At 67.8% G+C, this 26662-nt stretch carries 26 protein-coding genes; 17 read left to right on the top strand and 9 right to left on the bottom strand.

Going from position 1 to position 26662, the window contains the following annotated elements; genetic code table 11:
- Positions 1–38 precede the first annotated feature (38 nt).
- Entirely contained in the window at positions 39–926 is an 888-nt protein-coding gene (locus tag KQ307_RS11140) for a lipopolysaccharide assembly protein LapB (protein WP_259701561.1), read from the top strand.
- On the opposite strand, the gene KQ307_RS11135 is transcribed toward KQ307_RS11140, so the two are convergent.
- A complete protein-coding gene (locus tag KQ307_RS11135) occupies positions 856–1176 on the bottom strand; it encodes a hypothetical protein (protein ID WP_259701560.1) in 321 nt (106 codons plus the stop codon). The genes KQ307_RS11140 and KQ307_RS11135 overlap by 71 nt on opposite strands.
- Before the next feature lie 63 nt (positions 1177–1239).
- On the opposite strand from KQ307_RS11135, the gene xth reads away from it, so the two are divergent.
- Positions 1240–2148, top strand: coding sequence for an exodeoxyribonuclease III (xth, locus tag KQ307_RS11130; protein ID WP_259701559.1), 909 nt, complete (start codon positions 1240–1242; stop codon positions 2146–2148).
- Positions 2149–2210: 62 nt separating this feature from the next.
- Positions 2211–2711 (top strand): hypothetical protein, encoded by a 501-nt coding sequence (locus KQ307_RS11125; protein WP_259701558.1) that lies wholly within the window; start codon positions 2211–2213, stop codon positions 2709–2711.
- A 5-nt stretch (positions 2712–2716) separates the two neighbouring features.
- On the opposite strand, the gene grrA is transcribed toward KQ307_RS11125, so the two are convergent.
- The 3 genes from grrA to KQ307_RS11110 form a co-directional block, all read right to left on the bottom strand.
- The gene (gene grrA, locus KQ307_RS11120; protein WP_259701557.1) at positions 2717–3124 is read right to left on the bottom strand and encodes a GrrA/OscA1 family cyclophane-containing rSAM-modified RiPP; all 408 of its coding nucleotides are present in this window, start codon (positions 3122–3124) and stop codon (positions 2717–2719) included.
- Complete coding sequence (gene grrP, locus KQ307_RS11115) at positions 3121–4056, bottom strand: extracellular substrate binding-like orphan protein GrrP (protein ID WP_259727972.1); 936 nt, start codon at positions 4054–4056, stop codon at positions 3121–3123. Before grrP ends, grrA begins: the two co-directional genes overlap by 4 nt.
- Before the next feature lie 85 nt (positions 4057–4141).
- A complete protein-coding gene (locus KQ307_RS11110; RefSeq protein WP_399242056.1) occupies positions 4142–5686 on the bottom strand; it encodes an FAD-linked oxidase C-terminal domain-containing protein in 1545 nt (514 codons plus the stop codon).
- Between the two features lie 184 nt (positions 5687–5870).
- Between KQ307_RS11110 and hemL the strand changes: the two genes are divergently transcribed.
- From hemL to KQ307_RS11075, 7 genes are read left to right on the top strand one after another with little or no spacing between them, the layout of a single operon-like run.
- Positions 5871–7157 (top strand): glutamate-1-semialdehyde 2,1-aminomutase, encoded by a 1287-nt coding sequence (gene hemL / locus KQ307_RS11105; protein ID WP_259701619.1) that lies wholly within the window; start codon positions 5871–5873, stop codon positions 7155–7157.
- Positions 7158–7162: 5 nt separating this feature from the next.
- Entirely contained in the window at positions 7163–8356 is a 1194-nt protein-coding gene (locus KQ307_RS11100; RefSeq protein ID WP_259701554.1) for an ABC transporter substrate-binding protein, read from the top strand.
- The gene (locus KQ307_RS11095) at positions 8353–9297 is read left to right on the top strand and encodes a branched-chain amino acid ABC transporter permease (protein ID WP_259701553.1); all 945 of its coding nucleotides are present in this window, start codon (positions 8353–8355) and stop codon (positions 9295–9297) included. Before KQ307_RS11100 ends, KQ307_RS11095 begins: the two co-directional genes overlap by 4 nt.
- Positions 9294–10208, top strand: a complete 915-nt coding sequence (locus KQ307_RS11090) for a branched-chain amino acid ABC transporter permease (RefSeq protein ID WP_259701552.1) — start codon at positions 9294–9296, stop codon at positions 10206–10208. Before KQ307_RS11095 ends, KQ307_RS11090 begins: the two co-directional genes overlap by 4 nt.
- Positions 10205–10978, top strand: coding sequence for an ABC transporter ATP-binding protein (locus KQ307_RS11085; RefSeq protein WP_259701551.1), 774 nt, complete (start codon positions 10205–10207; stop codon positions 10976–10978). The genes KQ307_RS11090 and KQ307_RS11085 overlap by 4 nt, the downstream gene beginning before the upstream one ends.
- Complete coding sequence (locus tag KQ307_RS11080; RefSeq protein ID WP_259727971.1) at positions 10975–11709, top strand: ABC transporter ATP-binding protein; 735 nt, start codon at positions 10975–10977, stop codon at positions 11707–11709. The genes KQ307_RS11085 and KQ307_RS11080 overlap by 4 nt, the downstream gene beginning before the upstream one ends.
- Before the next feature lie 46 nt (positions 11710–11755).
- A complete protein-coding gene (locus KQ307_RS11075; RefSeq protein WP_259727970.1) occupies positions 11756–13132 on the top strand; it encodes an NAD(P)/FAD-dependent oxidoreductase in 1377 nt (458 codons plus the stop codon).
- On the opposite strand, the gene KQ307_RS11070 is transcribed toward KQ307_RS11075, so the two are convergent.
- Positions 13107–13916, bottom strand: a complete 810-nt coding sequence (locus KQ307_RS11070; RefSeq protein ID WP_399242051.1) for an SDR family oxidoreductase — start codon at positions 13914–13916, stop codon at positions 13107–13109. The genes KQ307_RS11075 and KQ307_RS11070 overlap by 26 nt on opposite strands.
- Positions 13917–13982: 66 nt before the next feature.
- On the opposite strand from KQ307_RS11070, the gene KQ307_RS11065 reads away from it, so the two are divergent.
- From KQ307_RS11065 to KQ307_RS11055, 3 genes are read left to right on the top strand one after another with little or no spacing between them, the layout of a single operon-like run.
- Positions 13983–14942 (top strand): DMT family transporter, encoded by a 960-nt coding sequence (locus KQ307_RS11065; RefSeq protein ID WP_259727968.1) that lies wholly within the window; start codon positions 13983–13985, stop codon positions 14940–14942.
- Entirely contained in the window at positions 14939–15949 is a 1011-nt protein-coding gene (locus KQ307_RS11060) for a VOC family protein (RefSeq protein WP_259727967.1), read from the top strand. Before KQ307_RS11065 ends, KQ307_RS11060 begins: the two co-directional genes overlap by 4 nt.
- Positions 15950–15985: 36 nt before the next feature.
- The gene (locus tag KQ307_RS11055; protein WP_259701545.1) at positions 15986–16507 is read left to right on the top strand and encodes a DoxX family protein; all 522 of its coding nucleotides are present in this window, start codon (positions 15986–15988) and stop codon (positions 16505–16507) included.
- Positions 16508–16550: 43 nt separating this feature from the next.
- Here KQ307_RS11055 and KQ307_RS11050 read toward each other — a convergent pair whose 3' ends face one another.
- The 4 genes from KQ307_RS11050 to KQ307_RS11035 all read right to left on the bottom strand — a co-directional run bounded on the left by KQ307_RS11050 (position 16551) and on the right by KQ307_RS11035 (position 22985).
- Positions 16551–18188: a GMC family oxidoreductase gene (locus KQ307_RS11050; RefSeq protein WP_259727966.1), complete on the bottom strand. Its 1638-nt coding sequence runs from the start codon at positions 18186–18188 to the stop codon at positions 16551–16553.
- A gap of 51 nt (positions 18189–18239) precedes the next feature.
- Complete coding sequence (locus tag KQ307_RS11045) at positions 18240–20903, bottom strand: MGH1-like glycoside hydrolase domain-containing protein (protein WP_259701543.1); 2664 nt, start codon at positions 20901–20903, stop codon at positions 18240–18242.
- A 64-nt stretch (positions 20904–20967) separates the two neighbouring features.
- Positions 20968–21426 carry an Rrf2 family transcriptional regulator gene (locus tag KQ307_RS11040; RefSeq protein WP_259701542.1) on the bottom strand — a complete coding sequence of 153 codons (459 nt, stop codon included), beginning with the start codon at positions 21424–21426 and terminating at the stop codon, positions 20968–20970.
- Positions 21423–22985 carry a UbiD family decarboxylase gene (locus tag KQ307_RS11035; RefSeq protein ID WP_259701541.1) on the bottom strand — a complete coding sequence of 521 codons (1563 nt, stop codon included), beginning with the start codon at positions 22983–22985 and terminating at the stop codon, positions 21423–21425. The genes KQ307_RS11040 and KQ307_RS11035 overlap by 4 nt, the downstream gene beginning before the upstream one ends.
- A gap of 57 nt (positions 22986–23042) precedes the next feature.
- Between KQ307_RS11035 and KQ307_RS11030 the strand changes: the two genes are divergently transcribed.
- The 4 genes from KQ307_RS11030 (at position 23043) to murI (ending at position 26649) form a co-directional block, all read left to right on the top strand.
- A complete protein-coding gene (locus KQ307_RS11030; RefSeq protein WP_259701618.1) occupies positions 23043–23798 on the top strand; it encodes a 2-phosphosulfolactate phosphatase family protein in 756 nt (251 codons plus the stop codon).
- Between the two features lie 71 nt (positions 23799–23869).
- The gene (locus KQ307_RS11025; protein WP_259701540.1) at positions 23870–24688 is read left to right on the top strand and encodes a carbon-nitrogen hydrolase family protein; all 819 of its coding nucleotides are present in this window, start codon (positions 23870–23872) and stop codon (positions 24686–24688) included.
- Positions 24689–24696: 8 nt separating this feature from the next.
- The gene (locus KQ307_RS11020) at positions 24697–25824 is read left to right on the top strand and encodes an N-acetylmuramoyl-L-alanine amidase (RefSeq protein WP_259701539.1); all 1128 of its coding nucleotides are present in this window, start codon (positions 24697–24699) and stop codon (positions 25822–25824) included.
- Positions 25825–26649 (top strand): glutamate racemase, encoded by an 825-nt coding sequence (murI, locus tag KQ307_RS11015; protein WP_259701538.1) that lies wholly within the window; start codon positions 25825–25827, stop codon positions 26647–26649.
- The last annotated feature ends 13 nt before the right edge of the window (positions 26650–26662 follow it).

Genomic DNA, 26662 nt, shown 5'->3' with positions numbered 1-26662 from the left:
CCTCCAGGGGCCAGACTTGACTGAACTCCGATCGATCCATGGCTTCCCGACTGAGTGTCGGCCGCATCGTTGCCGCCCGCCGGGGGCTCTGGCTTGCTGCGGCAGGCCTGGCCCTTTCGCTCGGCGGACTGGGGGCGGGCTGGTGGCTGGCCCAGCGTGACCCTGCCCCCGCCAATGCCGATCGATCCCGGCTGGAGGCTCAGAAGCAGGTGGCCCTGCTCAAGGCCGACCTTGCCCGGGGCAACGCCACCCAGGGGCAGCAGCAACGGTTGCTGGAACTCCTGCTGGCCCTGCAGTCCAATGCCGAAGCCACCGTTCTGCTGGAGCGGATGGCCGATCAGCAACCCGACCGCTGGCCGCTGCGGCTGATGCTGGCCGAATTGCGCCGTGCCCAGAATGACCGCAGCGGTGCCGAGCGGGAAGTGCGGCAGCTGCTCAACATGAATCCTGAGCGGATCGAAGCCCTCCAGTTGATGGCCCTGCTGCAGTGGGAGCAGGGCCAGGGAGAAGCGGCCCAGGCGCAGCTGCAGGCCCAACTGCAGAAAGCCTCGTTGCCCCAGCTGAAGCCCCAGGCCCTCCCGATCGGCCTGCTGCTTGGAGACCTGCGCCAGCGGCGCGGCCAGCTCGCTGAAGCCGACGCCCTCTACCAGAGCCTGGCCAGAAGCTTCCCGAGTGACCCCAGACCCGTGCTGGCCAGGGCCTTGCTGAAGCAGCAGCAGGGGCAGACCCAGGCCGCTCTCGCCATCCTGGCCGAAGCGCGGCGACGGCAACCGGATCGCCAGGATGCCCGCCTCGATCAGGTGGCCGCAGCCTGGGGGCTGGCGCCCTTGCGCAGCCCCGCCAGCGGCCAGCCTCCTAAGGACCCTTCATCCCCGCCGATCCAGGGGTCTGGCCTGCCGGCACCGTCTTCACCTCCAGCTCCCTGAGCGCCCGATCAATGGCATCGCCGGGGTCGGTGGCGTTATCGAGTGCCTGACCGCGGCGGATCCGGTTCATCAGCTCGATCGGGTTGGTGGTGTTGAGAATTCCCTTGTTCTGATCGGGGCCGTAGTCGTAGAGCTGCTTCTCCTGCACCGACTGACCGGCTCCGAACCCATCGGCGCGCACGATCCCCGGCACCACGATCACAGCGGCGGCCAGCAAGGCAACAGCACGGAAGGCCAGGGGAGGCGCCATGGCGGGGCAGGCATCAACGGGATCCGATGCTAGGGCTCATCGCCAGCCGCTCTCGTTCAGGCCATGCGCATCGCCACCTGGAATGTGAACTCCGTCCGCACCCGGCTGGCCCAGGTGCTGGCCTGGCTGGAGCGGCAGAACCCTGATCTGCTCTGCCTGCAGGAAACCAAGGTGGAGGACCGGCTGTTTCCCACCGAGGCCTTCCGGTCCCTGGGTTACGACGTGGCGATCAGTGGCCAGAAGGCCTACAACGGCGTGGCCCTGCTCAGCCGGTTGCCCCTCGAGGATGTGCAGGTGGGTCTGGCGGCCCTGTTGCCCGAGGATGCTGACGCCAGACGGTTGAGCGAGCAGAAGCGGGTGATCAGCGCCCGGGTGGCGGGCGTGAGGGTGCTCAACCTTTATGTCCCGAACGGCTCAGGACTGGGCAGCGAAAAGTATGGCTACAAGCTGGAGTGGCTGGCCTGCCTGGGCCGCTACCTGGCCGTCCAGGCGGAGCGGGGCGAAGAGCTGTGCGTGCTTGGAGATTTCAACATCGCCCTCGAAGACCGCGACATCCACGATCCGGCCCGCCTCAGCGGCGGGATCATGGCCAGCACGGCCGAGCGCCAGGCGCTGCAGGCGGCCCTGGGTGGAGATCTCCATGACGTCTTCCGGCTGTTCGAGCCAGCCGGCAACCACTGGAGCTGGTGGGACTACCGCAGCGGCGCCTGGGACCGGGACCGGGGCTGGCGCATTGATCACATCTATCTCAGTGAGAGCCTGCTGGCCTGGGCCACCGGCTGTGCGATCGACAAGGTGGTGCGGGGCCAGGAGCAACCCAGCGATCATGCGCCGGTGCTGGTGAATCTCCAGCTCCCCGAGGATGACGACGACAACGACAACGACAACGACGGTGACGGTGACGGTGACGATCACGGGGCCGATCTGGACGGCGGCTTCAGCTTCCAGACCAGCCCGATGGCAGGGTGCTGAGCGCAGACAGGGGCGGCTCGGCGCCTGCTGAGAGCCCTAAGGTTGGCGCCAAAACAATCCCGATGCTCAACAGCGATCTGAATCGTCGTTCACAGCGGCTCAGGCCGAATCAATCCTGGCTGAGCCTGGCGGCCGTGCTGGCGCTGGGCTGGTCGACGGGCGCCCAGGCCGAACCCGTCTGCAGCTTCCTGATGCCCCTGGGCGGCAGCGGCGATCCGGTGGTGGCGAAGCGGGTGGGGCCAGGTCGGTTGCTGGGCCGTACCAACTGGAACACCGACTTCATCGTGGACAGACCCTTCACGAGCTATCGGTTCTTCTTCACCGCCACCTCCACCGACCCCGCCACCTACCCGGTTCGGGGCTACATGCGCTTCACCGATGGCGCCAGCCTGCGCCTGTTCGACGTGACGATTTCACCGCCGGAGGGGACAGGCCGCATGTTCGGCCCCTTCCCGGCGATCCCCGGTCGCCGCACCAGCCTGATGAACTTCCACATCGGATCGAGTTCCCAGCCCGGTGCCCTGGGCTTCAGCTATCGCATCTCCGTGCAGGGCTGCAACTGAACGGGTTACCAGTTCCGGAAAACGCCACCGCGGGGGACAGCGTTGACAAAGCCGCCGCCGCCATAGGCCCCATTCACGAAGCCACCGCCGCCGTTGACGAAACCTCGGCTGCCGCCTCCGTAATAGGGGTGACCGTTGACGAAGCCGCCCCCGCCGGGACCGCGTACGGCGCCGCCGTAGCGACCATTGGCGAAACCGGCGGCGAGTTGCTGGTCACCGCTGGGTGAAGCCGGATCATCGATCACACCCTGCCTCTGTCGCAGGGCGGCGGCGATGCGGCTCAGCCGTTGCTCGATCGTGCTGTCGGGGCCAGCGAACGCCGGCGGGCTGCCGGCGGCCTGGCCCTGCGGCGCGCTGAGCACGGTGAGGGAAACCAGCAGGCCGAGCATGCCGGCACGGGAGGTGATCGTCATGGGGCTTGCACCAACGGAGTGGCAGAGGACGTTGCTGGAACCAGGATCTGTTCGTGGTTGAGCAACACGGTCTGAAAGTAATCCTTGATCAGCTGGGGAGGAAGGCCGAGCATTCCCTCGGGGCCCAGCCACCGGTTGACCAGCTGCACATCCGCCTTGTTGTCGTTGAGGTAGCCCTGGATCAGCTTCGCCACGGCCAGATTGGCGAGATTGCGGAACGTGGAATTGTTCTCCGGCAGCATGCACCCCACGGCATAGCGTGCCAGGGGCGCCTCCGGCACGAGTGCAAATCCCTGGGCACCCTTGCGTTGCAGGGCGGCGGCGACCAGGAGCGAATCGCCAGCCACAGCATCGAGCTGACCGGCGACCAACTGGCTGACCCCTTCATTCAGGCCAGCCACGGGCACCCGCACCGCCCTGGGCTGCAGAGCCTTGATCGCCCGATCCCCGAGCGAATCGGCAACAACCCCCACACGCTTGCCCAGCAAGGAATCGGCGCTGCCGCTGAGCCGCCCCTGCGGGGTGAGCATGCGGATGCCGGAAAGGCTGAACGGCAGGGTGAAATCAACGAACATCTCCCGCTCCCAGGTGAACTGGGCGCCGCAGACAAGATCAACTTCGCCTGTCTTCACCTGGCGGAAGAGCGTGGCCGGATCATTCACCGGCTGCACATCAAGGGTGATCGGTTTGCCGAGATAGCGGGACACTTCGGCGGCGATCCGCTCCGCAACGGCGATTCCGTAGCCCGTCGGCTGTTGCTTCTCGTTGAGAAAGGAGTAAGGGGCCAGGTTGGTCGGCCCACCCAGGCTGATCACCCCGGTGCGGGCCGCCCGCTCGATCACCGTTTCCGCCCTGGCGGTGGAAGGGGTCAGCAGCGGCACCAGCAGGGCCGCCAGGGCCAGCACCAGGGCACCCGGAGCCGGAATCGGCAAGCTCAGGATCTTCAGCACACCGAATCAGAGCGGAGAACAACCGACTCAGTATGCCAACCCTTCCAGAGCAGCACTGGAGCGGGATTCAGTACACCTCAACTGTTGCGCCGAGCGCGGCGGCATCGGCACCGTTCCCATCTCCGCTGCCATCGCCGGAGAGTGGCAAGCCATCCAGCTGAAGGCCGATCGAACGGCCGCGCCGCGCCGACTCCCCACAGCTGCGCGGGGTGGGAAAGAGCTTGCCGGGGTTGGCCCTGCCTTCGGGATCAAAGGCCCGGCGCACCCGTTGCATCGTGGCCAGATCCTCGGAACTGAACATCCAGTCGAGGTAGCAGCGCTTATCGGAGCCGACACCATGCTCACCGGTGATGCTGCCACCGGCGTCGATGCAGAGCCGCAGAATGTCGGCGCCGAGATCCTGAACCCGCTGCAGCACCCCTGGGCTGCTGGCGTCGTAGAGGATCAGCGGGTGGAGATTGCCGTCACCGGCATGGAACACATTGGCCACTGAAAGGTCATAGGCCCGGCTGAGAGCTTCGATCGCCGCCAGCGTTCTCGGCAGAGCGCTGCGGGGCACCACCCCATCCTGGACGTAATAGGTGGGCGTGATCCGGCCCACCGCCGCAAAGGCCGATTTGCGGCCCTTCCAGAGCTGGGCCCGATCAGCTGCACTGCGGGCTCGCCGGATCGAGCGGGCACCCGCCTGGAGGCAAAGCTCAATCGAGCGCTCCGCCGCAGCCTGCACTTCCTCTGAGCGGCCATCAAGTTCGATCAGCAGCACCGCTGCCGCATCCCGGGGGTATTCGTCGACCCCGAACAGATCATCGACGGCGTTGATCGTGAAGTTGTCCATGATCTCCATGCCGGCCGGCAGCACCGCAGCGGCCGTCACGGTGCGGACCGCCTCTCCGGCCGCCTCCATGGCGCCGAAATCGGCCAGCAGCACCTCGACGGTCTGGGGCTGGGGCAACAGGCGCAGGGTGATCGCGGTGGCGATGCCGAGGGTGCCCTCGCTGCCGATGAACACGCCCCGCAGATCCAGACCCGGCATCTCCGCCAGCGATCCACCCAGGCTGGTGATGCTGCCGTCGGGCAACACCACCTCCAGCTCCAGCACATGGTTGCTGGTGACGCCGTACTTGAGGCAGTGCACCCCACCGGCGTTCTCGGCCACGTTGCCGCCGATGCTGCAGACCACCTGGCTGGAGGGATCCGGGGCGTAGTAGAAGCCTTCACCACTGACCGCCCGGGTCACCCAGCTGTTGATCACACCGGGCTGCACGGTGATGCGCTGGTTCTCGAGATCAACGGCGAGCACCGATCGCATCCGGCTGGTGACAACCAGCAGGGCCTCCTGCTCCACCACCGCCCCGCCGGAGAGCCCGGTGCCACTGCCCCTGGCCACGAACGGCACCCCCATGGCGTGACAGCAGCCCAGGATGGCCGCCACCTGCTCGGTGGTTTCCGGCAGCACCACCAGGGGCGGCTCATGGCGGTGCAGGGTGAGGCCGTCGCAGTTGTAAGTGAGCAGTTCCTGGCGGCGCGCCACCACGGCCCGCTCCGGCAGGATGCGGCGCAGGTGCCGCTCGATCCGCTTCCAGGGGAGCCTCGATGTGCTGGAGGTTTCCACCAACGGGAGCAGAATCAACCAAGCGGACTTTACCGACCCGGCAACGACTGGACGGAAGGAGCCATTCCTGCGTAAGGATGGGAAATGGCTGTTGCAACGGGGGCGCCCTGCCGTTCCCCTCGACGGGCCGCCCCCAACACCCGCGGATTCAGCTTTGACATCGGCCCCCGTCTCGGTTCCAGCCCTGAACACCACCCGCTCCAAGGAACTTTTCGCCGCTGCCCAGAAGCTGATGCCGGGCGGCGTCAATTCGCCGGTGCGGGCCTTTCGCTCCGTCGGCGGCGAGCCGGTCGTGTTCGATCGGGTCCAGGGGGCCTACGCCTGGGATGTGGACGGCAACCGCTACATCGATTACATCGGCTCCTGGGGGCCGGCGATCTGCGGCCATGCCCACCCGAAGGTGATCGGCGCCCTGCGTAACGCGCTCGGCAAGGGCACCAGCTTCGGCGCCCCCTGCGCCCTTGAGAACCAGCTGGCCCAGATGGTGATCGATGCCGTCCCCTCCGTGGAGATGGTGCGCTTCGTGAACTCCGGCACCGAGGCCTGCATGTCGGTGCTGCGGCTGATGCGGGCCTTCACCGGGCGCGAAAAGCTGATCAAGTTCGAGGGCTGCTACCACGGCCACGCCGACATGTTCCTGGTCAAGGCGGGCTCGGGCGTGGCCACGCTCGGCCTGCCCGATTCCCCCGGCGTGCCCCGCAGCACCACCGCCAGCACGCTCACGGCTCCTTACAACGATCTCGAAGCGGTCAAGCGGCTGTTCGCTGATAACCCCGGTGAAATCGCCGGCGTGATCCTGGAGCCGGTGGTGGGCAACGCCGGCTTCCTGCCTCCCGAACCAGGCTTCCTGGAGGGCCTGCGCGAGATCACCACCGAAAACGGCGCCCTGCTCACCTTCGATGAAGTGATGACCGGATTCCGCATCGCCTACGGCGGCGCCCAGGCCAAGTTCGGCATCACCCCTGATCTCACCACCCTCGGCAAGGTGATCGGCGGCGGTCTGCCCGTGGGGGCCTACGGCGGCCGCGCCGAGATCATGGCGATGGTGGCCCCGGCCGGACCGATGTATCAGGCGGGAACCCTCAGCGGCAATCCCCTGGCGATGACCGCCGGCATTCACACCCTTGAACTGCTGCGCCAGAGCGGCACCTACGAAAAACTCGAAGCCACCACCTCGCGGCTGATCGCCGGCATCCTGGCGGCCGGCAAGGACGCCGGCCTGCCGATCTGCGGCGGCAGCATCAGTGCCATGTTCGGCTTCTTCCTCTGCGACGGTCCGGTGCGCAACTTCGAGCAAGCCAAGGCCGCCGACACCGAGCGGTTCGGCAAGCTGCATCGGGCCATGCTGGAGCGGGGCATCTACCTGGCGCCGAGCGCCTTCGAAGCCGGCTTCACCTCCCTGGCCCACTCCGACGAAGACATCGACGCCACCCTGGAGGCGTTCCGCGACAGCTTCGCCGCCATCGCCTGAGCGGCATGCAGTTCCGCCTTCGCCCGCTCCCCCGCCTGCTGCTGGGGCTGAGCGGCCTCACTCTGGCCTTGGCTGGCTGCGCTTCCACCGGCAGCGACAAACCGCTTGATCTCAGCCAGGGGGTCCCGGTGGGGGCGGTGCTGGCTCTCACCAGCAACGCCAACGTGTATGGACAGGATCAGCAGCTTGGTATGCAGCTCGCTGAGCGCTGGTTCAAGGGAAAAGTGATGCCGATCCGGCTGCGAATCGAGGACTGCGGCGGCGACGAACAGGCGGCCAGTCAGGCCTTCAACCTGCTGATCGATGCGGGAGTGGTGGCGCTGATCGGCCCCACCCTGTCCCAGCAGGCCTTCGCCGCCGACCCGATCGCCCAGCGGCGCGGTGTCCCGGTGGTGGCGCCCTCCAACACCGCCGAGGGCATTCCCCAGATCGGCAGTTTCATCAGCCGTGTGTCGGCCTCCAGCGCCGTGATCGCGCCCCTGTCGATCAAGGCCGCCCTGAAGCGCGACCCATCGATCCGCCGCGCGGCGGTCTTCTTCGCCCAGGACGACGCCTACAGCAGCTCGGAAGCGGCGATCTTCCAGAGTGCTCTGGCCGCCAAGGGGCTGAAACCGGTCACCGTGCAACGCACCCAGCTCAACGACCAGGATTTCCAGAACCAGATCACCGCGGCGCTGCGGTTGAAGCCGGATCTGATCGTGATCTCGGCCCAGGCGGTGGATGGCGGCAACCTGATCCGCCAGCTCCGGGAACTGGGCTACAAGGGCTCGATCGTGGTGGGCAACGGCATGAACACCCCGAACATCTACCCGATCTGTCAGGCCTATTGCGACGGCATCCTGATCGCCCAGGCCTACAGCCCCGAACTGGATTCGGCCATCAACAAGGGATTCGTGACGCTCTACAAGGAGGCCACCGGAGGCGCCATTCCCCCCCAGCTCTCCGCCCAGGCGTTCACCGCTTATCAGGTGGTGGCCGAAGCGCTCACCCGGCTCAACCGCCGCACGCCCATCAACGTAAGGCCGCTGATCGAGGTGCGCCAGGAGCTGATGCAGGAGCTGCTGAGCGGTCGCTACGACACGCCCCTCGGCGCGATCGCCTTCACTCCCGAGGGTGAGGTGGTGCAGGAGCGCTTCCACGTGGCCGAGGTGCAGATGGAGCCGGGCGGACGGAGCGGTCGCTTCGCCCTGCTCGAATGAGCAGCGGCGTTGAGCACCTGCTTCAGGTCCTCTTCAACGGGCTGGCCAGCGGGGCGGTCTACGCCCTGTTCGCCCTTGGCTACACGCTGGTGTTCTCCGTGCTCGGAGTGATCAATTTCGCCCAGGGAGCGCTGTTCACGCTTGGGGCCTATTTCACCTACCTGTTGATCGGCGGGGCGGTGGGATCAAACGGAGCCCTCGCCGGCTTCCAGCTTCCGCTCGCCCTGCCGTTCTGGCTGGCCCTGCTGTTGGCCGGTGCCGGTGCCGCCGGGATGGGGCTGGTGGTGGAGGCCACCGCCTTCGCACCGCTGCGCCAACGGCGGGCGGAGCCGCTCCTCTTTCTGATCTCCAGCCTGGGGGCCGGGGTTGTGATCGTGAATGGAGTGCAGCTGCTGATGGGGGCCGAAAGCTATTCGATTCCAGCCGGCAGCCTGGGGAGACTGCCGGCTGCGGTTCTGATCGGTGGCGCCCAGGTGCGTACGGTGCAGCTGCTGCTGATGGCCGTGGCGGCCGTTGTGCTCGTGGTTCTCACCCTCTGGCTGGAGGGCAGCCGGCTCGGCAAGGCCCTGCAGGCCGTCTCGGAGGATCCTGTGACAGCGAGGCTGCTGGGCATCGATGCCGGGGCGATGATCCGGCTCGCCTTTGCCCTCAGCGGTTTTCTCGCCGGTGTCGCCGGTGGGCTGGTGGCCCTCAGCGTGAGCATCGCCGGGCCCTACTTCGGCATCGGCTTCGGACTCAAGGGGCTGGGAGTGCTGGTGCTCGGAGGGCTGGGCAGTGTGCCGGGGGCCATGCTCGGCGGGCTGGTGGTGGGGCTGGCTGAGGCGCTGGTGCCGGCTGAATTCTCCGGCTACAAGGACGGGGTTGCCTATGGCTTTCTGTTCCTGGTGCTGCTGCTCCGGCCCCGGGGTCTGCTGGGCAAAGCCACGGTCAGCAAGGTGTGAGTGACCTCTCCCTGCTGGTTCAGATGGGGCTCGGCGCTCTGCTCGCCCTTTCGGTGTACCTGCCGTTGCGCTGCGGACAACTCTCGCTTGCCACCCCGGGCTTCTATGCGATCGGCGGCTATGTGGCGGCCCTGCTCTCCACACGCTGGCCCGCCCTGGCCGCTGCTGGTGCAGGTGGGCTCTACCCGTTGCCCGCACTGCTGCTGGAGATGGTCCTGGCCGTGGGACTGGCGGTCGGGCTTGCTCTGCTGATCGGCCGACCGGTGCTGAAGCTGCGGGGCATCTACCTGGCCATCGCCACGATCGCCCTGGTTGAGATCCTGCGGGTGGTGAACCTCAACGCCGGCTGGAGCGGTGGGGCCGTGGGGATCTTTGCGATTCCACAGCCGTTCGATGGTCCCGGCGGCTACCTGGTCTGCACGGCGCTGCTGCTGGCGCTCTGCTGCTGGTTCTGCGCCCGACTGGAGCAGACGCGTCTGGGGCGGGCGATGGCTGCGATCCGGGAAGACGAACTGGCGACGCGCTGCATGGGGGTGCCCACGGCCCAGGTGGCCTTGAGCGCCTTCGTGCTGAGTGCCGCGATCGCGGCCCTCACCGGAGTGGTGGCCGCCCATTTCCTCAACACCTGGAACGCCCGCCAGGGTGGCTTCGATGCCAGCATCACCACCCTGGCCTTCGTGGTGTTCGGTGGATCCCGCACCTGGCTCGGGCCGGTGCTGGGTGGCCTGGTGCTCACAGCCCTGCCGGAACTGCTGCGGCCGGTCGGTGACCTGCGCCTGATCGTGTTCGGCCTGGTGATCCTGGTGGGCTCGATCCTGGCGCCCCAGGGGCTGATCACGCCGGAGAGGCTGGCCGCCCTGGCACGGGCCTTCCCGGCTCGCGCCGCAGGCGGCAACGGAGTTCGCCGGTGACGGCACCACCCCTGCTGGAGCTGGAGGGACTTTCCAGGAGCTTCGGCGGGCTGGTCGCGGTCAACCAGGTTTCGCTGCAGGTGCAGGAAGGCACGATCACGGGCCTGATCGGACCGAACGGGGCCGGCAAGACCACGCTCTTCAATCTGATCTCCGGGCTGACGCCCCCCCATGCCGGTCGCATCCTCTGGCAGGGTGCGGCTATCGGTGGCCTGCCACCGGAGCGGGTGAACCGGCTGGGCATCGCCCGCACCTTCCAGAATCTGCGCCTGTTCGGACCGCTCAGCTGCCTCGACAACGTGCTGGTTGGCCTGCACAGCGCCGACCGATCGCCGCTGCTTGCCGGACTGCTCAACCGGCCCGCCTTCCGTCGCCAGCAGGACCAGCTTCGGCAACGGGCCCACGAACTGCTGGAGCTGCTGGAGCTCGATCGGCTGGCCGATCAACCGGCCGACAGCCTTGCCTACGGCCACAGACGCCGACTGGAGATTGCCCGTGCCCTGGCAACCGGCCCCAGGCTGCTGCTGCTCGATGAACCGGCCGCCGGCATGAACCCCGCGGAGAAAGCGGCGCTGGCCGACCTGATTGAGAGGCTGCGCCAGCGCTTCAACCTCACCGTGCTGGTGATCGAACACCACGTGCCGCTGATGATGCGCCTCTGCGATCGCCTGGCGGTGCTCAACTTCGGCCAGCGGATCGCGGAAGGAACCCCCGCCGAGGTTCGCAGCGATCCGCTGGTGATCGAGGCCTACCTGGGGAGCCAGGCATGACCCCGGCACCCCCTGGCCCCGCCCCTCTGCTCGCCCTGCGGGGGCTCACGATCCGCTACGGAGCGATCGAGGCCCTCAGCAACCTCGACCTGGACATCCACAGCGGCGAGCTGGTGGCGCTGCTCGGTGCCAATGGGGCCGGCAAGAGCACGGCGCTCCGGGCCATCTCCCGACTGGTGGATGCGGCGGCGGGAACGGTGGAGTGGAAGGGGCGCCCGCTCGCAGCGTTGTCCACCGAAGCCACCGTGCGCCTGGGCATCGGCCACTGCCCGGAAGGCCGCCGGGTGCTGGCCCGCCAGAGCGTGGCCACCAATCTGGAACTGGGCGCCTTCCTGCGGCGTGATACCAAGGCCATCCAGACTGATCTGGACTGGTGCTACAGCCTGTTTCCGCGCCTGGCCGATCGGCGCCGTCAACTGGCCGGCAGCCTCTCGGGGGGAGAGCAACAAATGCTGGCGATCGCCCGTTCCCTGATGGGACGGCCCGAAGTGCTGATGCTCGATGAGCCGAGTCTTGGCCTCGCCCCCAGGCTGGTGGAAGACCTGATGGCCGTTCTGCGCGATCTTCACAGCCAGGGACTCACGATCCTGCTGGTGGAGCAGAACGCGCTGGCAGCGCTAGCGATCGCCGACCGGGGCGTGGTTCTCGAGGCCGGCAGCGTGCGGTTGCGCGGCTCTGCCACCGCGTTGCTCAGCGACGACCACCTGCGAGCCAGCTACCTGGGCTCGTGAACCGCAGTGCCCTGAATAGGCTTCAAGCCATCCGGCCTGCATCCCCATGCCCCGCGAGCGCTTCTTTCTGGAGTTGGAGCCGCCGGCTGAAGCGCTGCGCGATCGCCCCCATGTGGTGATCGTGGGCGGTGGCTTCGCGGGCCTGGCCGCCTGCAAGGCCCTGGCCGGTGCCGATCTGCGCGTGACGCTGATCGACAAGCGCAACTACAACCTCTTCCAACCGCTGCTGTATCAGGTGTCCACCGGGCTGGTGGCCCCAGGGGATGTGACCGTGCCCCTGCGGCTGCTGGTGGGTGGCCAGCGCAACGTGCAGGTGCTGATGGGGGAGGTGAAGGAAATCGATGCGGACGCCAAGGAGCTGGTGTTCAACGAGCGCCGCTTGAGCTACGACCAGCTGATCCTGGCGGCGGGCTCCGGCAGCTCCTACTTCGGCCACGACGACTGGCAGGCGATCGCCCCGCCGATGAAGCAGCTGGACGACGCCCTGGAGATCCGCGAGCGCCTGCTGCTGGCGATGGAGGAGGCGGAGCAGACACCCGAGGCAAAGAAGCGGCGCTTGCTGCAGTCGGTGGTGGTGGTGGGGGGTGGACCCACCGGCTGTGAGCTGGCGGGGTCGGTGTCGGAGCTGCTGCGCCACGCCATGGCGCGGGATTTCCGCCAGCTCGATCCCGACGACACCCGCATCCTGCTGGTGGATCCCGGCGACCGCCTGCTGCGCGGCATGCATCCCGACCTGGGCGAAGGCGCCCGGCGCTTCCTGGAATCGATCGGCGTGGAGGTGCTGCTGGGGGGCCGGGTGAAGGCGATCGAGCCGGGCCGCGTCACGATCAGCACCGCTGCCGGGGAGCAGGTGCGGGAGGCGGCCACCGTGTGCTGGACGGCCGGGGTGAAGGCGTCCCCACTGGGCGCCCGGCTGGCCGAGGCCACCGGCGTGCCGCTTGATCGGGGCGGCCGGGTGCCGGTGGACGCCGATTTCTGCGTGCCCGGCCATCCCGAGATCCGGGTGGTGGGTGACCTGTGCGCCTACGCACCCAGCCCCGGAGCCCCTCCGCTGCCGGGGCTGGCCAGTGTGGCCGTGCAGATGGGCAGCTGGGTGGCCCGTGACCTGCGGGCCGGGCTGGAGGGCCGCCGCCAGGTGCCGTTTCGCTTTGTGGATTTCGGCTCGATGGCAATGCTGGGGCGCCTGCACGCCGAGGCTGACCTGCGCGGCTGGCGAGTGGACGGCCCGCTGGGCTGGCTGATCTGGGGCGTGGCCCACCTGGGCTTCATGCCCGCCAACGAGAACCGGGTGAGCCTGCTGACCAAATGGCTCTGGGCGATCGCCGCCCGACAGCGCGGCTCCCTGCTGATCATGGGAGAACCGCGCTTTGAGGAAGCCGAGGCCGTGAGCCCTGCCGCTACAGACCCGGGCTGCTCTGCATGATGCCGCCATCGGCAAAGATCGTGGTGGCGGTGATGTAGCTGGCGTCGTCGCTGGCGAGGAAGGCCACCACGCTGGCCACCTCTTCAGGCCGGGCCATGCGGCCCAGTGGGATGGCGGCATCCAGCTTGGCCATCAGCTCCGGATCCTTCATCGTGGCGTCGTTGATCGGAGTGGCCACGGCGCCCGGGCCCACATTCACCACGGTGATGCCGTGAGGCGCCAGCTCCAGGGCGGCGGTGCGGGTGAGCATGCGCATGCCGCCTTTGGCCAGGCAATAGGGCGTGTTGTTGGGCATCGGCCAGTCTTCGTGAACCGAGGAGATGTTGATGATGCGGCCACCGCCGCCCTGGGCGATCATCTGCCTGGCAGCAAACTGAGTGGCGAAGAAAACACCGCGCAGGTTCACATCCAGCACCTTGTCGTAGTCATCGGGGGTGGTGGTGAGAATGGAGGTGCGGGTTTCGATGCCGGCGTTGTTCACCATCACATCAATGCGCCCGTATTTCTCCACCGCCGCATCCACCAGCCGCTGAAGATCCTCCAGCTTCGCCACATCAGCCTGCACACCGAAGCTGCTGCCGCCGAACGAGCCGATCTCCCGCTCGATCTCCTCGGTGGCCTCCGGGTGAGAGCGGTAGTCGATCACCACCTTGGCGCCGCGGTGGGCGAGGGCTTCGACGATCGCCTTGCCGATGCCGCTGTTGCCGCCGGTCACGATCGCCACCTTGCCCTCCAGCAGCTTGGCCAGGGTGCGGAGGGCGTCGGGATTGACGGTGCTGGTCACGGAATCCATGGGTGACAGGGCCGACTTTGAAGGTAAGCATGGGCCCACCGGGCAGGGTTGAGCGCCGTGGCGAATGTGACTCCATCCACACCCCAACAGGCGGACGCCGCATCGATGCGCTCCCTGCTGCTGGGGGCCGCCCTGCTGGTGCTGGCCTTCCTGGCGAACACCGCCCAGAGCGCCTTCGGCAAAGCGCTCGGCAGTGGCATGGGGCCCGTGCCATTCACCTGGCTCACGTTCGTGATCGCCCTGGTGTTGATCCTCCCCTGGGTGCTGTGGCGTGGTGGCCGTGATCTGCGCACCGCTGTGCCGCTGCTGCACCTGCTGCGCAGTTGCACCGGGCTGGCGGGTTTCTTCCTGTTCATCACCGCCGCGCGGCTGGTGAATCTGGTCAACGCCAATGTGCTGCTCAACACCACGCCGCTGTTCATCCCGCTGCTGAGCTGGCTGGTGCTCGGCCAGCGGGTGCCCCGGGTGCTGTGGGGCTGCCTCGGCATCGGCTTTGCCGGCATGGTGATCGTGGTGCAGCCCAACGCCTCCCTGCTCACCCGTCCCGGCGATCTGCTGGGCCTGGCCGCCGGCCTGCTCTGCGCCGTGGAATTCCTGGCCGTGAAACGGCTCGACCGCAGCGAAGCGCCGCTCACCCAGATGATCTATTTCCTGCTCATCGGCAGCGCCGGCTCCAGCGTGGCGATGCTCGGCCCCCTGCGGCCCGAGGGGCCGATCGCTGCACTGCTGGGCGGGCTGGAGGCCAGCCAGTGGCTCACGGTGCTGGCCTCCGGCTTCTGCCTGGCCTGCTTTCAGTTTCTGCTGATCAAGGCCTACACCTATGCCGAACCTGGTGCGATCGGCGCCTTTCAATATTCCTCGGTGGTGTTCGCCGGCCTGATCGGCTGGATCTGGTTTGCCGAACAACCCACGCTTGCGGTTTGGCTCGGCACCGCCTTGATCAGCCTGGGCGGCGTGCTCAGCATCGTGTTGCAGCGCCCCGGCGGCACCCCCCCAGCAGGCACCACCAGCCCATGACGGCCGCCACCGCCGGCCCCGGCCCCCACATCGAAGCGGTGGCGATCACCTGCAGCAGTGCCGAGCGCAGCGCCTCCTTCTTCTGCGGATCGCTCGGCTTTGTGCGGCTGGGCGACCACCGGCTGGTGCAAGGCCCTGAAGCCGCCCTGTTCGGGCTGCCGGAAGGGCGGCTGCTGCGGGTGCAACTGCAGCTGGGCGAGGAGCGCCTGGATCTGATCGAGGTGCTCGATCCCGGCCCAGGCGAGCGGCCGGGCCGGCCGCTGCCGCCGGACTCACGCAGCTGTGATCTCTGGTTCCAGCACCTCTGCCTGGTCACGACGGATCTGGCGGCCAGCCAGGCGCGCCTGCAACCGTTGCTGGCCGCTGGCGTGCTCACGGCGGTGTCGGAGGCCCCCCAGCGGCTGCCCGACTGGAACACCGCCGCCGCTGGCATCTGGGCATACAAGTTCCGGGATGCCGATGGCCACACCCTGGAGCTGCTGCAGTTTCCCGCCGGCAAGGGAGATCCCCGCTGGCACCGCCCGCGGCCAGCCGGTGCCTGGGAGCTGCTCGGCATCGATCACAGCGCCATCGCCATCGCCGATTCCGGCCGCAGCCGTGCCTTCTACAGCGATGGGCTCGGCCTGATCGCGTTGCCGAGCGGCGAGAACAGCGGCGTGGAACAGGACCGGCTCGATGGGCTGAGCGGAGCGAAGGTGCAGATCACGCCGCTGCGCTGCAGGGCCGGCATGGGCATCGAAACCCTCGCCTACCTGCCCCCCAACCAGGGGCGTCCGCAGCCGGGGAATCCGGCCCCGCAAGACCTTTCCCACTGGCAGATCCGCCTGGCGGCCAGCAACCTCGAGCAGATTGCCGCCACTGCGGCGGCCTTCGGAGCGCAGGTGCTTCCACCTGGTGTGCTGGAGCTGGAGGCGGGGGCCTCACCCTGGACGCGGGGCCTGCGCCTGGCCGATCCCGATGGCCACGAACTGCTGCTGCTGGAGGCGGGCGGCGTCAGCGGCTCCTGAACCCCATCGACGCAGCCGGGCGCCTTGGTTACGTTGATGGCCCGAAGCGTGCAAACTCCCGTGGCTGTGGAGATCGTCGAGGTCCTGGTGCCGATCGGCCCATCTCCCCTGGCCGAAGCGGCGCTGACGCTGCTGCGGCTGTTCACCGGCATCGCCTTCATCCGCCATGGCTGGCCGAAGCTGCGCAACCTCGGCACCTGGGCCGCCGCCATGCGCACGCCCCGCTGGCTCTGTTTCCTCTCGGCGGCCTCGATGTGGGCGGGCGGCATCGCCTTGATCATCGGGCTGCTCACACCGCTGGCCGCCCTGGCGATTCTGGTGTCGATGGCCTATGCAATGGTGCTGGAGGTGTTCGCGGGCACTCCGTTCATCGCCCCGGACCCCTATCAGATTCCGGCTGGAGATTATGCCGGCCCCATGGGTGTGGGGGAACCGCCCAGCTGGGAAAAGGCGGCCATGTATGTGGTGATGTGCCTGGTGCTGATCAGCGCCGGTGGTGGCGCACTCTCCCTCGATGGGCTGCTGATCAGAGATCTCCTGCTGAGCAACTTCGGCTGAGAAGCTCAGCCGCGTCGATGCGGATGGTGTGCCACCGGCCTGATCAGCTCTGCAACCGGGCGATCAGATGATCGCCCACCCGCAGGGCGTTGGCGATCGCGGTGAGCGAGGGGTTCACGGCGCCGATGCTAGGGAAGAAGCTGGTGTCCACCACGTAGAGGTTGTCGAGCTCGTGGGCTTTGCAATCGAGATCCAGCACCGAACTGGCCGGATCGGTGCCGAAGCGACAGGTGCCGGCCTGATGGCCCACGGCGGCAATCGCCATGCTGGATTTCACGTAGATCTGACGCTCCACCAGGTGATTCTTCAGATAAAGAGAATCCAGCAGGCTGCGCAGATTGTGCTCCAGCCTGGCGCTGGCCGTTTGATTGTTGGGGGTGTAGGAGAGCGTGATCGCCCCCTCCTTGTTCACGGTGATGCGGTTCTCTGGGTCGGGAAGGTCCTCGCTGCTCAGCCAGAAATCCAGCGCATGCTCGGCGATCTTGTCCATGCTCCAGCCCGGCATCAGGAAGGTTTCCAGCGGGGCATAGCCCTTCATGATCGTGCCGCTGGTCTTGCCCGTCATCTGGATGTTGCCCATCGGGTAGGGAAACGCCTCAGAGCCCAGATACCAATCGTTGATCGACACCGTTTTCTGAAACACGGTGGTGTTGGGTTCATGGGCCAGCGCCACCAGGGCCTTGCTGTTGTGGAACATGTAGTTGCGGCCCACCTGCCCCGAGCCATTGGCCAGGCCGGCCGGGTGGCGGTCGCTGGCAGACATCAGCAGCAGCCGGGCGCTGTTGGCGGCACCGCAGCTCACCACCACCACATCGGCGGAAAAACGCATCGGCTCGCCATCACGCAGGAGTTCCACCGCCGTGACCCGCCCACCACTGGCATCGGTGAGCAACCGCTGCACATGGGCGCGGGTGAGCAGTGACACATTCGCATCGGCCAGGGCCGGCCGGATGCCCACCACTTCCGCATCTCCTTTGGCATGCACAAGGCAAGGAAAGCCATCGCAGCGGTTGCACTTGCGGCAACGGCTGAAGGGCAGGTTGGCCTCATCGAGCATCACCCCGCTGGGGGCGTGGAAGGGGCGCAGGCCGGCGGCGCGCAGGTCGTCGACCAGCTTCTGCATGCGCGGCTCATGGGCGATCGGCGGATGGGGATAAGGGGCACTGCGGCGGGGTTCGGTGGGATCCTCCCCCTGCTGGGCATGCACATGGAACAGCTCTTCAGCCCGCTGGTAATAGGGCTCAAAGACGTCGTAGGGAAGGGGCCAGGCCGGTGAGATGCCGTCGTGGTGAATCAACTCACCGAAATCCGCCTCGCGCAGGCGGAAGTGGGCGGCCCCATACATCTTGGTGGCGCCGCCCACCATGTAGTGGCTGCCGGGCTGAAAGGCCTTGCCGTGTTTGTCGTGCCAGGTGTCGGCAGACACGTAGCGGCCCTGCTGAAACACCGCTTCGGCGCTCCAGTTCTGCGGTTCCTGGGGGAGCCAGTCGCCGCGCTCCAGCACCAGCACCTTGAGGCCGCTGCCGGCCAGATGCCGCGCCAGGGTGCCACCACCGGCACCACTGCCGATGATCAACACATCCACGTGGCTGCCATCCGGTGGATTCAACTGGCCGGCGCCAGGAAGCGGCGAGAGGGTGATCGGGGGAGCGGTGATCGAGGCCGGTGGGGTGGCAGGCATGGCGGTGTTGGAGGCGGCGGAACAAGAAAACAGACCAGACCGATGCTGCGTTCAGGGAAGTGGATACTGGGCGAGCTGGGTGATCATCTTGCAGACGATCGCGCTCCAGCCGGTCTGATGGCTGGCGCCCACCCCACGGCCGGTGTCGCCGTGGAAGTATTCGTGGAACTGGATCAGATCACGCCAGTGGGAGTTGCGTTGAAACAGCTCCACATCCCCCAGGAAGGCGCGCCGGCCCTGGCTGTCACGGCGAAAGAGATTCACCAGCCGCTGCTCCAGCTGCAACGACACATCCCAGAGGCTGAGCCAGTGGCCGGAGCCGGTAGGGAATTCCACCAGAAAGCTGTCGCCATAGAAATGGCCGAACTTCTGCAGGGATTCGATCAGCAGGTAATTGAGCGGCATCCACACCGGGCCGCGCCAGTTGGAGTTGCCTCCAAACATCGCCACCGGGCTGTCGGCAGGTGAATAGGCAAGGCATTCGGATTCGTCTCCTTCGGTGTAGCAGAAAGGAGCCGTTTCATACACTTTGGAGAGCGAGCGAATGCCATAAGGCGAGAGGAATTCAGCCTCATCGAACAGCCGTTCACAGATGCGGCGCAACCGATCCTCCGGCACCAGCGAAAACAACAGCCGATCGTTGTGCCGGCGGCCCAGGTGCGTTTCCACCCATGAGGGAGACGTGCGCTCGTGGATGTACCACGCCATGCTGCGCTTCACATCCAGCACCGGCAACCGCTCCAGCGTTTCCTGATCGAAGCTGGCCACAGCCAGCAGGGGAATCAGGCCGGCGATCGAGCGGCTGCGGAGATAATCGGAGCTGCCATCCGGCCGCTCGATCACATCGTAATAAAAGCCATCCTGCTCGTCCCAGTTCAGAAAGCCGTTATCTGTGGGTGTGTTGAGCGTGAGGTTGAGCTGCACGAAGTCGTAGACGAAGCGTTCACACAGATCGGCATACTCCGGCTCACTGACACTCAGCTCCACGCTGATGTTCAGCAGATTCAGGCTCAGCGACGCCATCCAGGCGAGGCCATCGCTCTCACCGATGCGGCTGCCATCCGCCAGCGGAAAGCGGCGATCGAACACGGCGATGTTGTCGAGGCCGAGGAAGCCTCCCTCGAACACATTGTCTCCCGAACGGTCGTTGCGGTTGGCCCACCAGCCGTACTCCAGCAGCAACTTGCGCAGCGCGGCGCGCAGAAAGGGCCTGTCCGCCGCACCGTTCTGCTTGCGATCGATCTGAAACACACGCATCGCCGCCCAGGCGCCGATCGGTGGGTTGGGATCGGAGAGGGCCCATTCATAGGCGGGGGTCTGGGCGTTGGGCGCCGTGAAGCGGGGGCTGCGCAGCAGCATGCACTGCTCCTTGGCGGTGGCTGGATCGAAGCCGGCGAACGCCACGGCGTGCACCATCAGATCCCACTGGCAGAAGTAGGGGTACTCCCACGAATCGGGCATGGAGATCACATCTTCCACATGCAGACGCCGCCAGGCCGCATTGGCACTCCTGAAGCGCTCCGGCGGCGGCACCGGCTGGCCGGGGTCCCCCTCCAGCCAGCGCTTCACATCCCAGCTGTAGTACTTCTTGCACCACAGCAACCCAGCGGCGCCTGCGAGGTGAATGCGGCGGTCGTCGTCGGCCAGACCCGGCACGCAGTGCTCGAAGTAGGCACGCCATTCCTGTTCGCGCGCCTGATGCATGGCGTCGAACGCCGCTCCGAAGGCCGCCGGCTGCTCGCCCGCCCAGAGGCGCAGATCCACCACCCAGGTTTCACCCGGCGCCAGGGTGCGGCGCAGCAGCCGGGCCGCCTTGGTGCCCCGCTGGGCGGGATTGATGGCGCCCCCCTCCCCCTCGACCACATAACGGTGGAAACCGTCTTTCTGAAACGGCCGCCGGTTGGGCTGGCGGAACAGCCGCCCGGTGTTGGTCTCGTTGTCGGTGAAGATCCAGGGGCCCGGCTCAGCGCAGGCCAGCCGGTACGAGCCGAGGCCGGGCAGCCCAGGGGCGCGCAGTTGGTCGCCCTCGAGCTCCAAGGGCTGCTCGGCGGCGTCCGCATAACCCCAGCTCCAGGTGTTGCGCAACCAGAGGGTGGGCAGCAGGGTGAGCGGCGCCGGATCGGGCCCCCGATTGGTGAGCTGCAGGCGGATCAGCAGGTCGTCGGCCGCCGCCTTGGCGTACTCCACCTGCACGTCGAAGTAACGGTCGTCGTCGAACAGCCCGGTGTCGACCAGCTCAAATTCCGGGCTGTCACGCCCGCGGCGGGCGTTCTCGTCGATCAGGTGCTCGTAGGGGAAGCGGCGCTGGGGGTATTTGTAGAGCCCCCGCATGAAGCTGTGGGTGGGGGTGTTGGCCAGGTGGAAGGTGTAGTCCTTGATGTCTTCGCCGTGGTTGCCTTCGGGGTTGCCCAGTCCGAAGGGCCGCTCCTTGAGGATGGGATCGAGGCCGTTCCAGAGCGCCACCGAAAAGCAGAGGCGGGCGCGCTGATCGCAGAGGCCCAGCAAGCCGTCTTCCCCCCAGCGGTAGGCGCGCGAGCGGGCATGGTCGTGCGGGAAGGAGCGCCAGGCGTCGCCGTCGGCGGAATAGTCCTCCCGCACCGTGCCCCACTGGCGATCCGGCAGGTAGCTGCCCCAGAGCGCCCAGGGCACCAGCCCCTGATCCCGCTCGGCCATGCGACGCCGTTCGGCGATCGGGCTGGCATCGCTGTCGGGCATCAGAGCGTGAGCAACACCAGGCCATCCTGGCCGCGACCGGCGTTTCCGCAGGCCGCTCTGTGGGTTACCCCACCATCAGGCCGCCATCTTCGCTGAGGCATTCCTGCCAGCTGCGCAGATCGAAGAGCAGTTCTTCGAGCGTGAGCAGGGCCAGTTCCCGCTCCAGCGCCCGTTGCAGGCGCCGCACCAGGGCCTGGGCCACCTGCTCACCTGCCAGCGAAGGGTCGCTCGCCATGACCACCGCGGGCCCCAGCGCCGGCCCCAGCGCCGGATCGGCCCGCACGGCCTGCAGCACCTCAGCGACGGGGATCGCCGCCGGCGGGCGCCGCAACCGGTAGCCACCGCTGCGCCCCCGGCGCGCCTCCACCAGATCGGCCCGCCGCAGCTGCAGCAACACCTGCTCCAGCATCGGCGCCGGGATCGACTGGGCGGCGGCGATCTGGGTCACCGAACACCAGCTGCCAGGCTGCTTGGCGAGCTCCAGCAGCGCCTTGAGCGCCTGCAGGCCGCGGCGCTTGATCAACGCCGCGCCGCCAGCCGCTCCAGCACATGCTCCAGGGTGTAGCCGAACAGGGTGGGATCCGGTTCGGAGGCGTCGATGTCAGCCAGACCCAGCTCCGGCCAGCGGGCATCGAGCCGGTCTTCGATCGCCGCCGGCCGGCCCAGCGGTTCGCCCCACTCGTGCCGTTTCTCCGGCCCGATCTTGGTGGTGGCATCGATCGCCAGGCGTCCGCCCAGCCCCAGCCGTTCGCTGGCGAAATCCAGCGTGTCGAACGGGGTGTCTTCGAGCACGAACAGATCCCGCTGGGGGTCCACCTGGGCGCTGATCGCCCAGATCACCTGGCGTGGGTCGCGGATGTTGATCGACTTGTCGACCACCACCACGAACTTGGTGTAGGTGAACTGGGGCAGCACCGTCCAGAAGGCCATCGCCGCCCGCTTGGCCTGGCCGGGATAGGCCTTGTCGATCGAGAGCACGGCCAGCTTGTAGCTGAGCCCTTCCATCGGCAGGAAGAAATCGATGATCTCGGGCACCTGCTGCCGCAGGATCGGCGTGTAGATGCGGTTGAGCGCGATCGCCAGCATCGCCTCCTCCTTCGGCGGGCGGCCGCTGAAGGTGGTGAGAAACACGGGGTTCCTGCGCTGGGTCATGCACTGGAAGCGCACCAGCGGCGAGGCTTCCACGCCGCCGTAGAAGCCCATGTGATCGCCGAAGGGGCCATCGGGAAGCTCCTCGCCGGGGGTGATCGTGCCCTCCAGCACCACCTCGCTGTGGCTGGGCACCTCCAGATCCACGGTCTTGCATCGGGCCAGCCGCACCCCCTCGCCGGCGTAGATGCCGGCGAACAGCCACTCACTGAGCTGCACCGGGATCGGTGTGGCGGCCGCCATCACCAGCAGCGGATGCACGCCGATCGCCACCGCCACCTCCAGCGGCTTGCCCATGGCGGCCGCCTTGCGCAGGTGGCGGGCGCCACCGCGCACACTCAGCCAGTGCACGGTCATCGTGTTCACCGACTGCCGTTGCAGCCGGTAGACGCCCACGTTGGGCACGCCGGTTTCCGGGTCTTTGGTGATCACCAGGCCGAGCGTGATCACCCCGCCGGCATCGCCGGGCCAGGGGCGCAGCAGCGGCAGGCTGTCGAGGTTCACCTGATCGCCCTTGAACACCTGCTGGTGGCAGGGGGGCAGCAGGTCGAGGTCGGGGCGGGCTTTCACCACATCCCAGAGCACCCCGCCGAAACGCACCGCCTCGCGCAGCCCCTTCGGCGGCCGGGGCTGCTGCAGCAGGGCCAGCCGCGCGCCGAGATCCTCCAGTTCTTCAGCCCGCTCCAGGCCCATGCTCCACACCACCCGCTGCACGGTGCCGAGCAGGTTCACCGCCACGGGCATCGGGCTGCCGATCACGTTCTCGAACAGCAGGCCGGGGCCACCGCGGGCCAGCACCCGGTCGGCGATGGCGGCGAGTTCCTGGTCGGGGTCGACGGGGGCGGTGATCCGCCGCAGCTGGCCGCGTTCCTCGAGAAGGGCAAGAAAGCCGCGGAGATCGCGGGTGGAGCTCCGCGGCAGCGTGGCCGGCATCGAGTGGGTCCTGAGCGTCGCTGCCTACTGTGACGCACGCGACCCGTGCCCTGCGCCGTGCTGATCCATACCTTCCACACCTCTGAAGACGTGCCCGAACGCGGCCCGGGAGCAGCGGCGGGCCCGGATGCGGCCGTGGTGATCGACGTGCTGCGCGCCACCACCACGATCGCCTGGGCGCTGCAGAACGGGGCAGAGGCGATCCAGGCCTTTGCCGACCTGCCCAGCCTGGAAACGGCGGCGGCCGCCTGGCCAGCCGAACATCGGCTGCGGGCCGGCGAACGGGGCGGAGCGATGGTGGCAGGCTTCGATCTGGGCAATTCGCCCCTGGCGGTCACGCCGGAGCGGGTGGCGGGCAAGCGCATCTTCCTGAGCACCACCAACGGCACCCGCTCACTCGACAAGGTGCGCGACGTGCCCCTGCTGCTGACCGCCTGCCTGCCCAACCGCCTGGCGGTGGCCGAACGGTTGCTGGAGAAGAACTGCCGGCAGGTGTGGATCGTGGGCAGTGGCTGGGAAGGCTCCTATTCGCTGGAAGACACCCTGGCGGCTGGCGCGGTGGCGGCGGCGGTGAACGAGCTAGGGGGATCCAGCCAGCCAACCGTTCGGCCCGGCAACGATGAAATGGTGGCCGCCCTGGCCCTCTGGGAGCAGTGGAAGCAGGATCCCGAAGCCTGCCTGCGAACAGCCAGCCATGGTCAGCGGTTGATCGGCCTGGGCGACCATGACGCCGACTTCCAATGCTGCGCCGCCGTGGACAGCCTCCGGGTCGTGCCGCTCCAGACCGAGCCGGGCGTGCTCAGGGCGAGCTGATCGCCTGCGCGCAGCCAGGGAGGGTGCCATCGGGCTCCCCTACAGTTCCGCCGTCCTTTCAGCCGTTTCCGGTGCCGAGCTTCCTTGCAGCCGCTCTGCAGATGACCAGCACACCGGACCCGGAGGCCAATTTCGCCGCCGCCGAAGAGCTGATCGAACTGGCGGCCCGGCGGGGGGCCGAGCTGGTGGGGCTGCCGGAGAACTTCGCCTTCATGGGCGACGACGAGCGGCGGCTTGAGCTGGCCCCGACCCTGGCGGAGCGCTGCAGCCGCTTCCTGGTCACGATGGCGCGGCGCTACCAGGTCACCCTGCTGGGGGGCGGCTTTCCAGTCCCCGCCGGCGAGAAGGTCACCTTCAACCGCGCCGAACTGGTCGGCAAGGACGGCCAGCTGCTGGCCCGCTACGACAAGATCCATCTCTTCGATGTGGACCTGCCCGACGGCAACACCTTCCGGGAGTCGGAAACGGTGCAGCCGGGCATGGCCCTCCCACCGGTGGTGGATGTGCCGGGCCTCTGCCGCGTCGGCCTGTCGATCTGTTACGACGTGCGCTTCCCGGAGCTCTACCGCCATCTGGCCGGGGCGGGAGCCGAGTTGATCATGATTCCTGCCGCCTTCACGGCCTTCACCGGCAAGGACCACTGGCAGGTGCTGCTCCGGGCCCGCGCGATCGAGAACACCGCCTACGTGCTGGCGCCGGCCCAGACCGGACTGCACTATGGGCGCCGGCAGAGCCATGGCCATGCCCTGGTGATCGATCCCTGGGGAACGGTGCTGGCCGATGCCGGCGTGGCCACTGGACTGGCGGTGGCACCGGTCGACTCCAGCCATGGTCAACGGGTCCGGACCCAGATGCCCAGCCTCAAGCACCGCCGTCCATCGCTGTTCTGATCCTGGGGATGCCCTGCCCACCACTGCTGGGGCCGCTGCGCAGCGGACTGATCGGTGGCGTCGCCAGCCTGGCGATGCTGCTGAGCGCCCTGCCTGCCCAGGCGGCCAGCGCCCTGGCCGCCTGGCGGATCAGCCGCGATGGCGTTCTGGAACTGCGCACCACCCCATCCATCAGCCTGCAGGCGTTCTATGAAGCGGGCCAGGGCGGCCAGGGGCCCCGGATCTGGATCGATCTTCCCGGTGCCCCCCAGCGCACCCGCAGCCTGCGCGGCAGTGGCCTGCTGCGGGAGGTCCGCATCGGCAGGCCCGATGGAGCCACCACCCGGCTTGTGCTCGAATTCGCCCCCGGTACCCAGCTTGATCCCAGCGCGATGCGACTGGTGGGGACAGCCCGGGATCGCTGGCGACTGGAGGTGAGCGGGCTCCGTTCAGGCGACATCGAGCCAACGGGAGAAGGGGATGTGGATGCCGCTGCGGTGGCCTGGCGGCCCCGTCCTTCGCCGTGGCGGGCCGAACCCTCCCCTTCTGCGTTTCAAGGGGGCAGCGGCAACCCCCTCAGCGCCGGTGGCCTGCCTTCCGTGCCAAGGGGACGCTTCAAGGTGGTGATCGATCCCGGCCACGGCGGCCCCGACCCTGGCGCCGTCGGGATCGGCGGCCTGCGCGAAACCGACGTGGTGCTGGACGTGAGCCTGCAGGCGGCCAGGCTGCTGCAGGACCGTGGCGTGCAGGTGCTGCTGACCCGGACCACCGAGGTGGACGTGGATCTGCCCCCGCGGGTTTCGCTGGCCAACAGCAGCGGTGCCGATGCCTTCCTGAGCATCCATGCCAATGCCCTGAACATGAGTCGGCCGGATGTGAACGGCATTGAAACCTTCTATTTCCAGAGCTCCCTCTCCAGGGCCCTGGCCAGTGCAGTCCAGGCGGAGGTGCTGGCGGTCTCTCCCGGCAGCCCGGACCGGGGCGTCAAACCCGGCCGCTTCTTCGTGATCCGCCGCACGGTGATGCCGGCGGCCCTGGTCGAAACCGGCTTCGTGACCGGCGATCTCGACTCCCCCAGGCTGGCCGCCGCCGCCCACCGCCAGCAGCTGGCCCTGGCCATCGCCCGCGGCATCCTCAACTACCTGCGGGGGGGCTGAATGCAGGGGCGGATCGGCCTGATGGACAGCGGCCTCGGCGGCCTGACCGTGCTGCGCCAGGTGCTGGAACGCCACCCCCACCAGCCATTTCTCTACCTGGGTGACACGGCCCGGGTTCCCTACGGCCAACGCTCGGCGACTGAGATCCGCACGATCGCCAGGGAGCTGATCGGCTGGTTCCGATCTCAGCGGGTGGATCTGGTCGTGATGGCCTGCAACACCACCAATGCCCTGGCTTTCGACGTGTTCGAGGCGGAGGCCGGCGTTCCGGTGCTGGGCCTGATCGACAGCGTGGCCGCCCAGCTGCGTGCCGATCGGGTCGGGGTGCTGGCCACCCCCGCCACCGCCGCCAGCGGTGCCTACGGCCATGCCCTCCGCGCCGGCCATCCCGGCACCCTGGTGGTGGAGGTGGGTTGCCCCGCCTTCGTCCCGCTGATCGAGGCGGGCAAGCTCGATGACGATCGTCTGCGCCAGGCCGCCCTCCTCTACCTGGAGCCGCTGCTGATCGCCCGCGTCCAGACCATCGTGCTGGGTTGCACCCATTACCCGCTGCTGCAGGACCTGCTGCTGGAGTTGCTGCCGGCCGGGGTGAGCCTGGTGGATCCTGCTGTGGCAACGGTGGAGAGGCTTGGCAGCCTGCTGCAGCAGACGCCGGCAGCACCGGTCACGAGCTGTGGACTTGAGCAACCCCGGTCCCTGGCGAGCAACGGCCGCTTCTGCGTCACCGGCGATCCCCGTTCCTTTGCCGAGGCTGCCACCCCCTGGCTGGGCTGGCAGCCCGCGGTGGAGCAGGTGAACCTGCATGGGGCCGGCCGCTCCTCCTAGGATCCTTGAGGCA

Origin of the sequence: Synechococcus sp. CS-1326, assembly GCF_025128115.1 — a bacterium.
Classification (GTDB): Bacteria; Cyanobacteriota; Cyanobacteriia; order PCC-6307; family Cyanobiaceae; genus Regnicoccus.
Note: the sequence above shows the minus strand (reverse complement) of the source record. Positions and strands in the feature narration are given on the sequence as shown.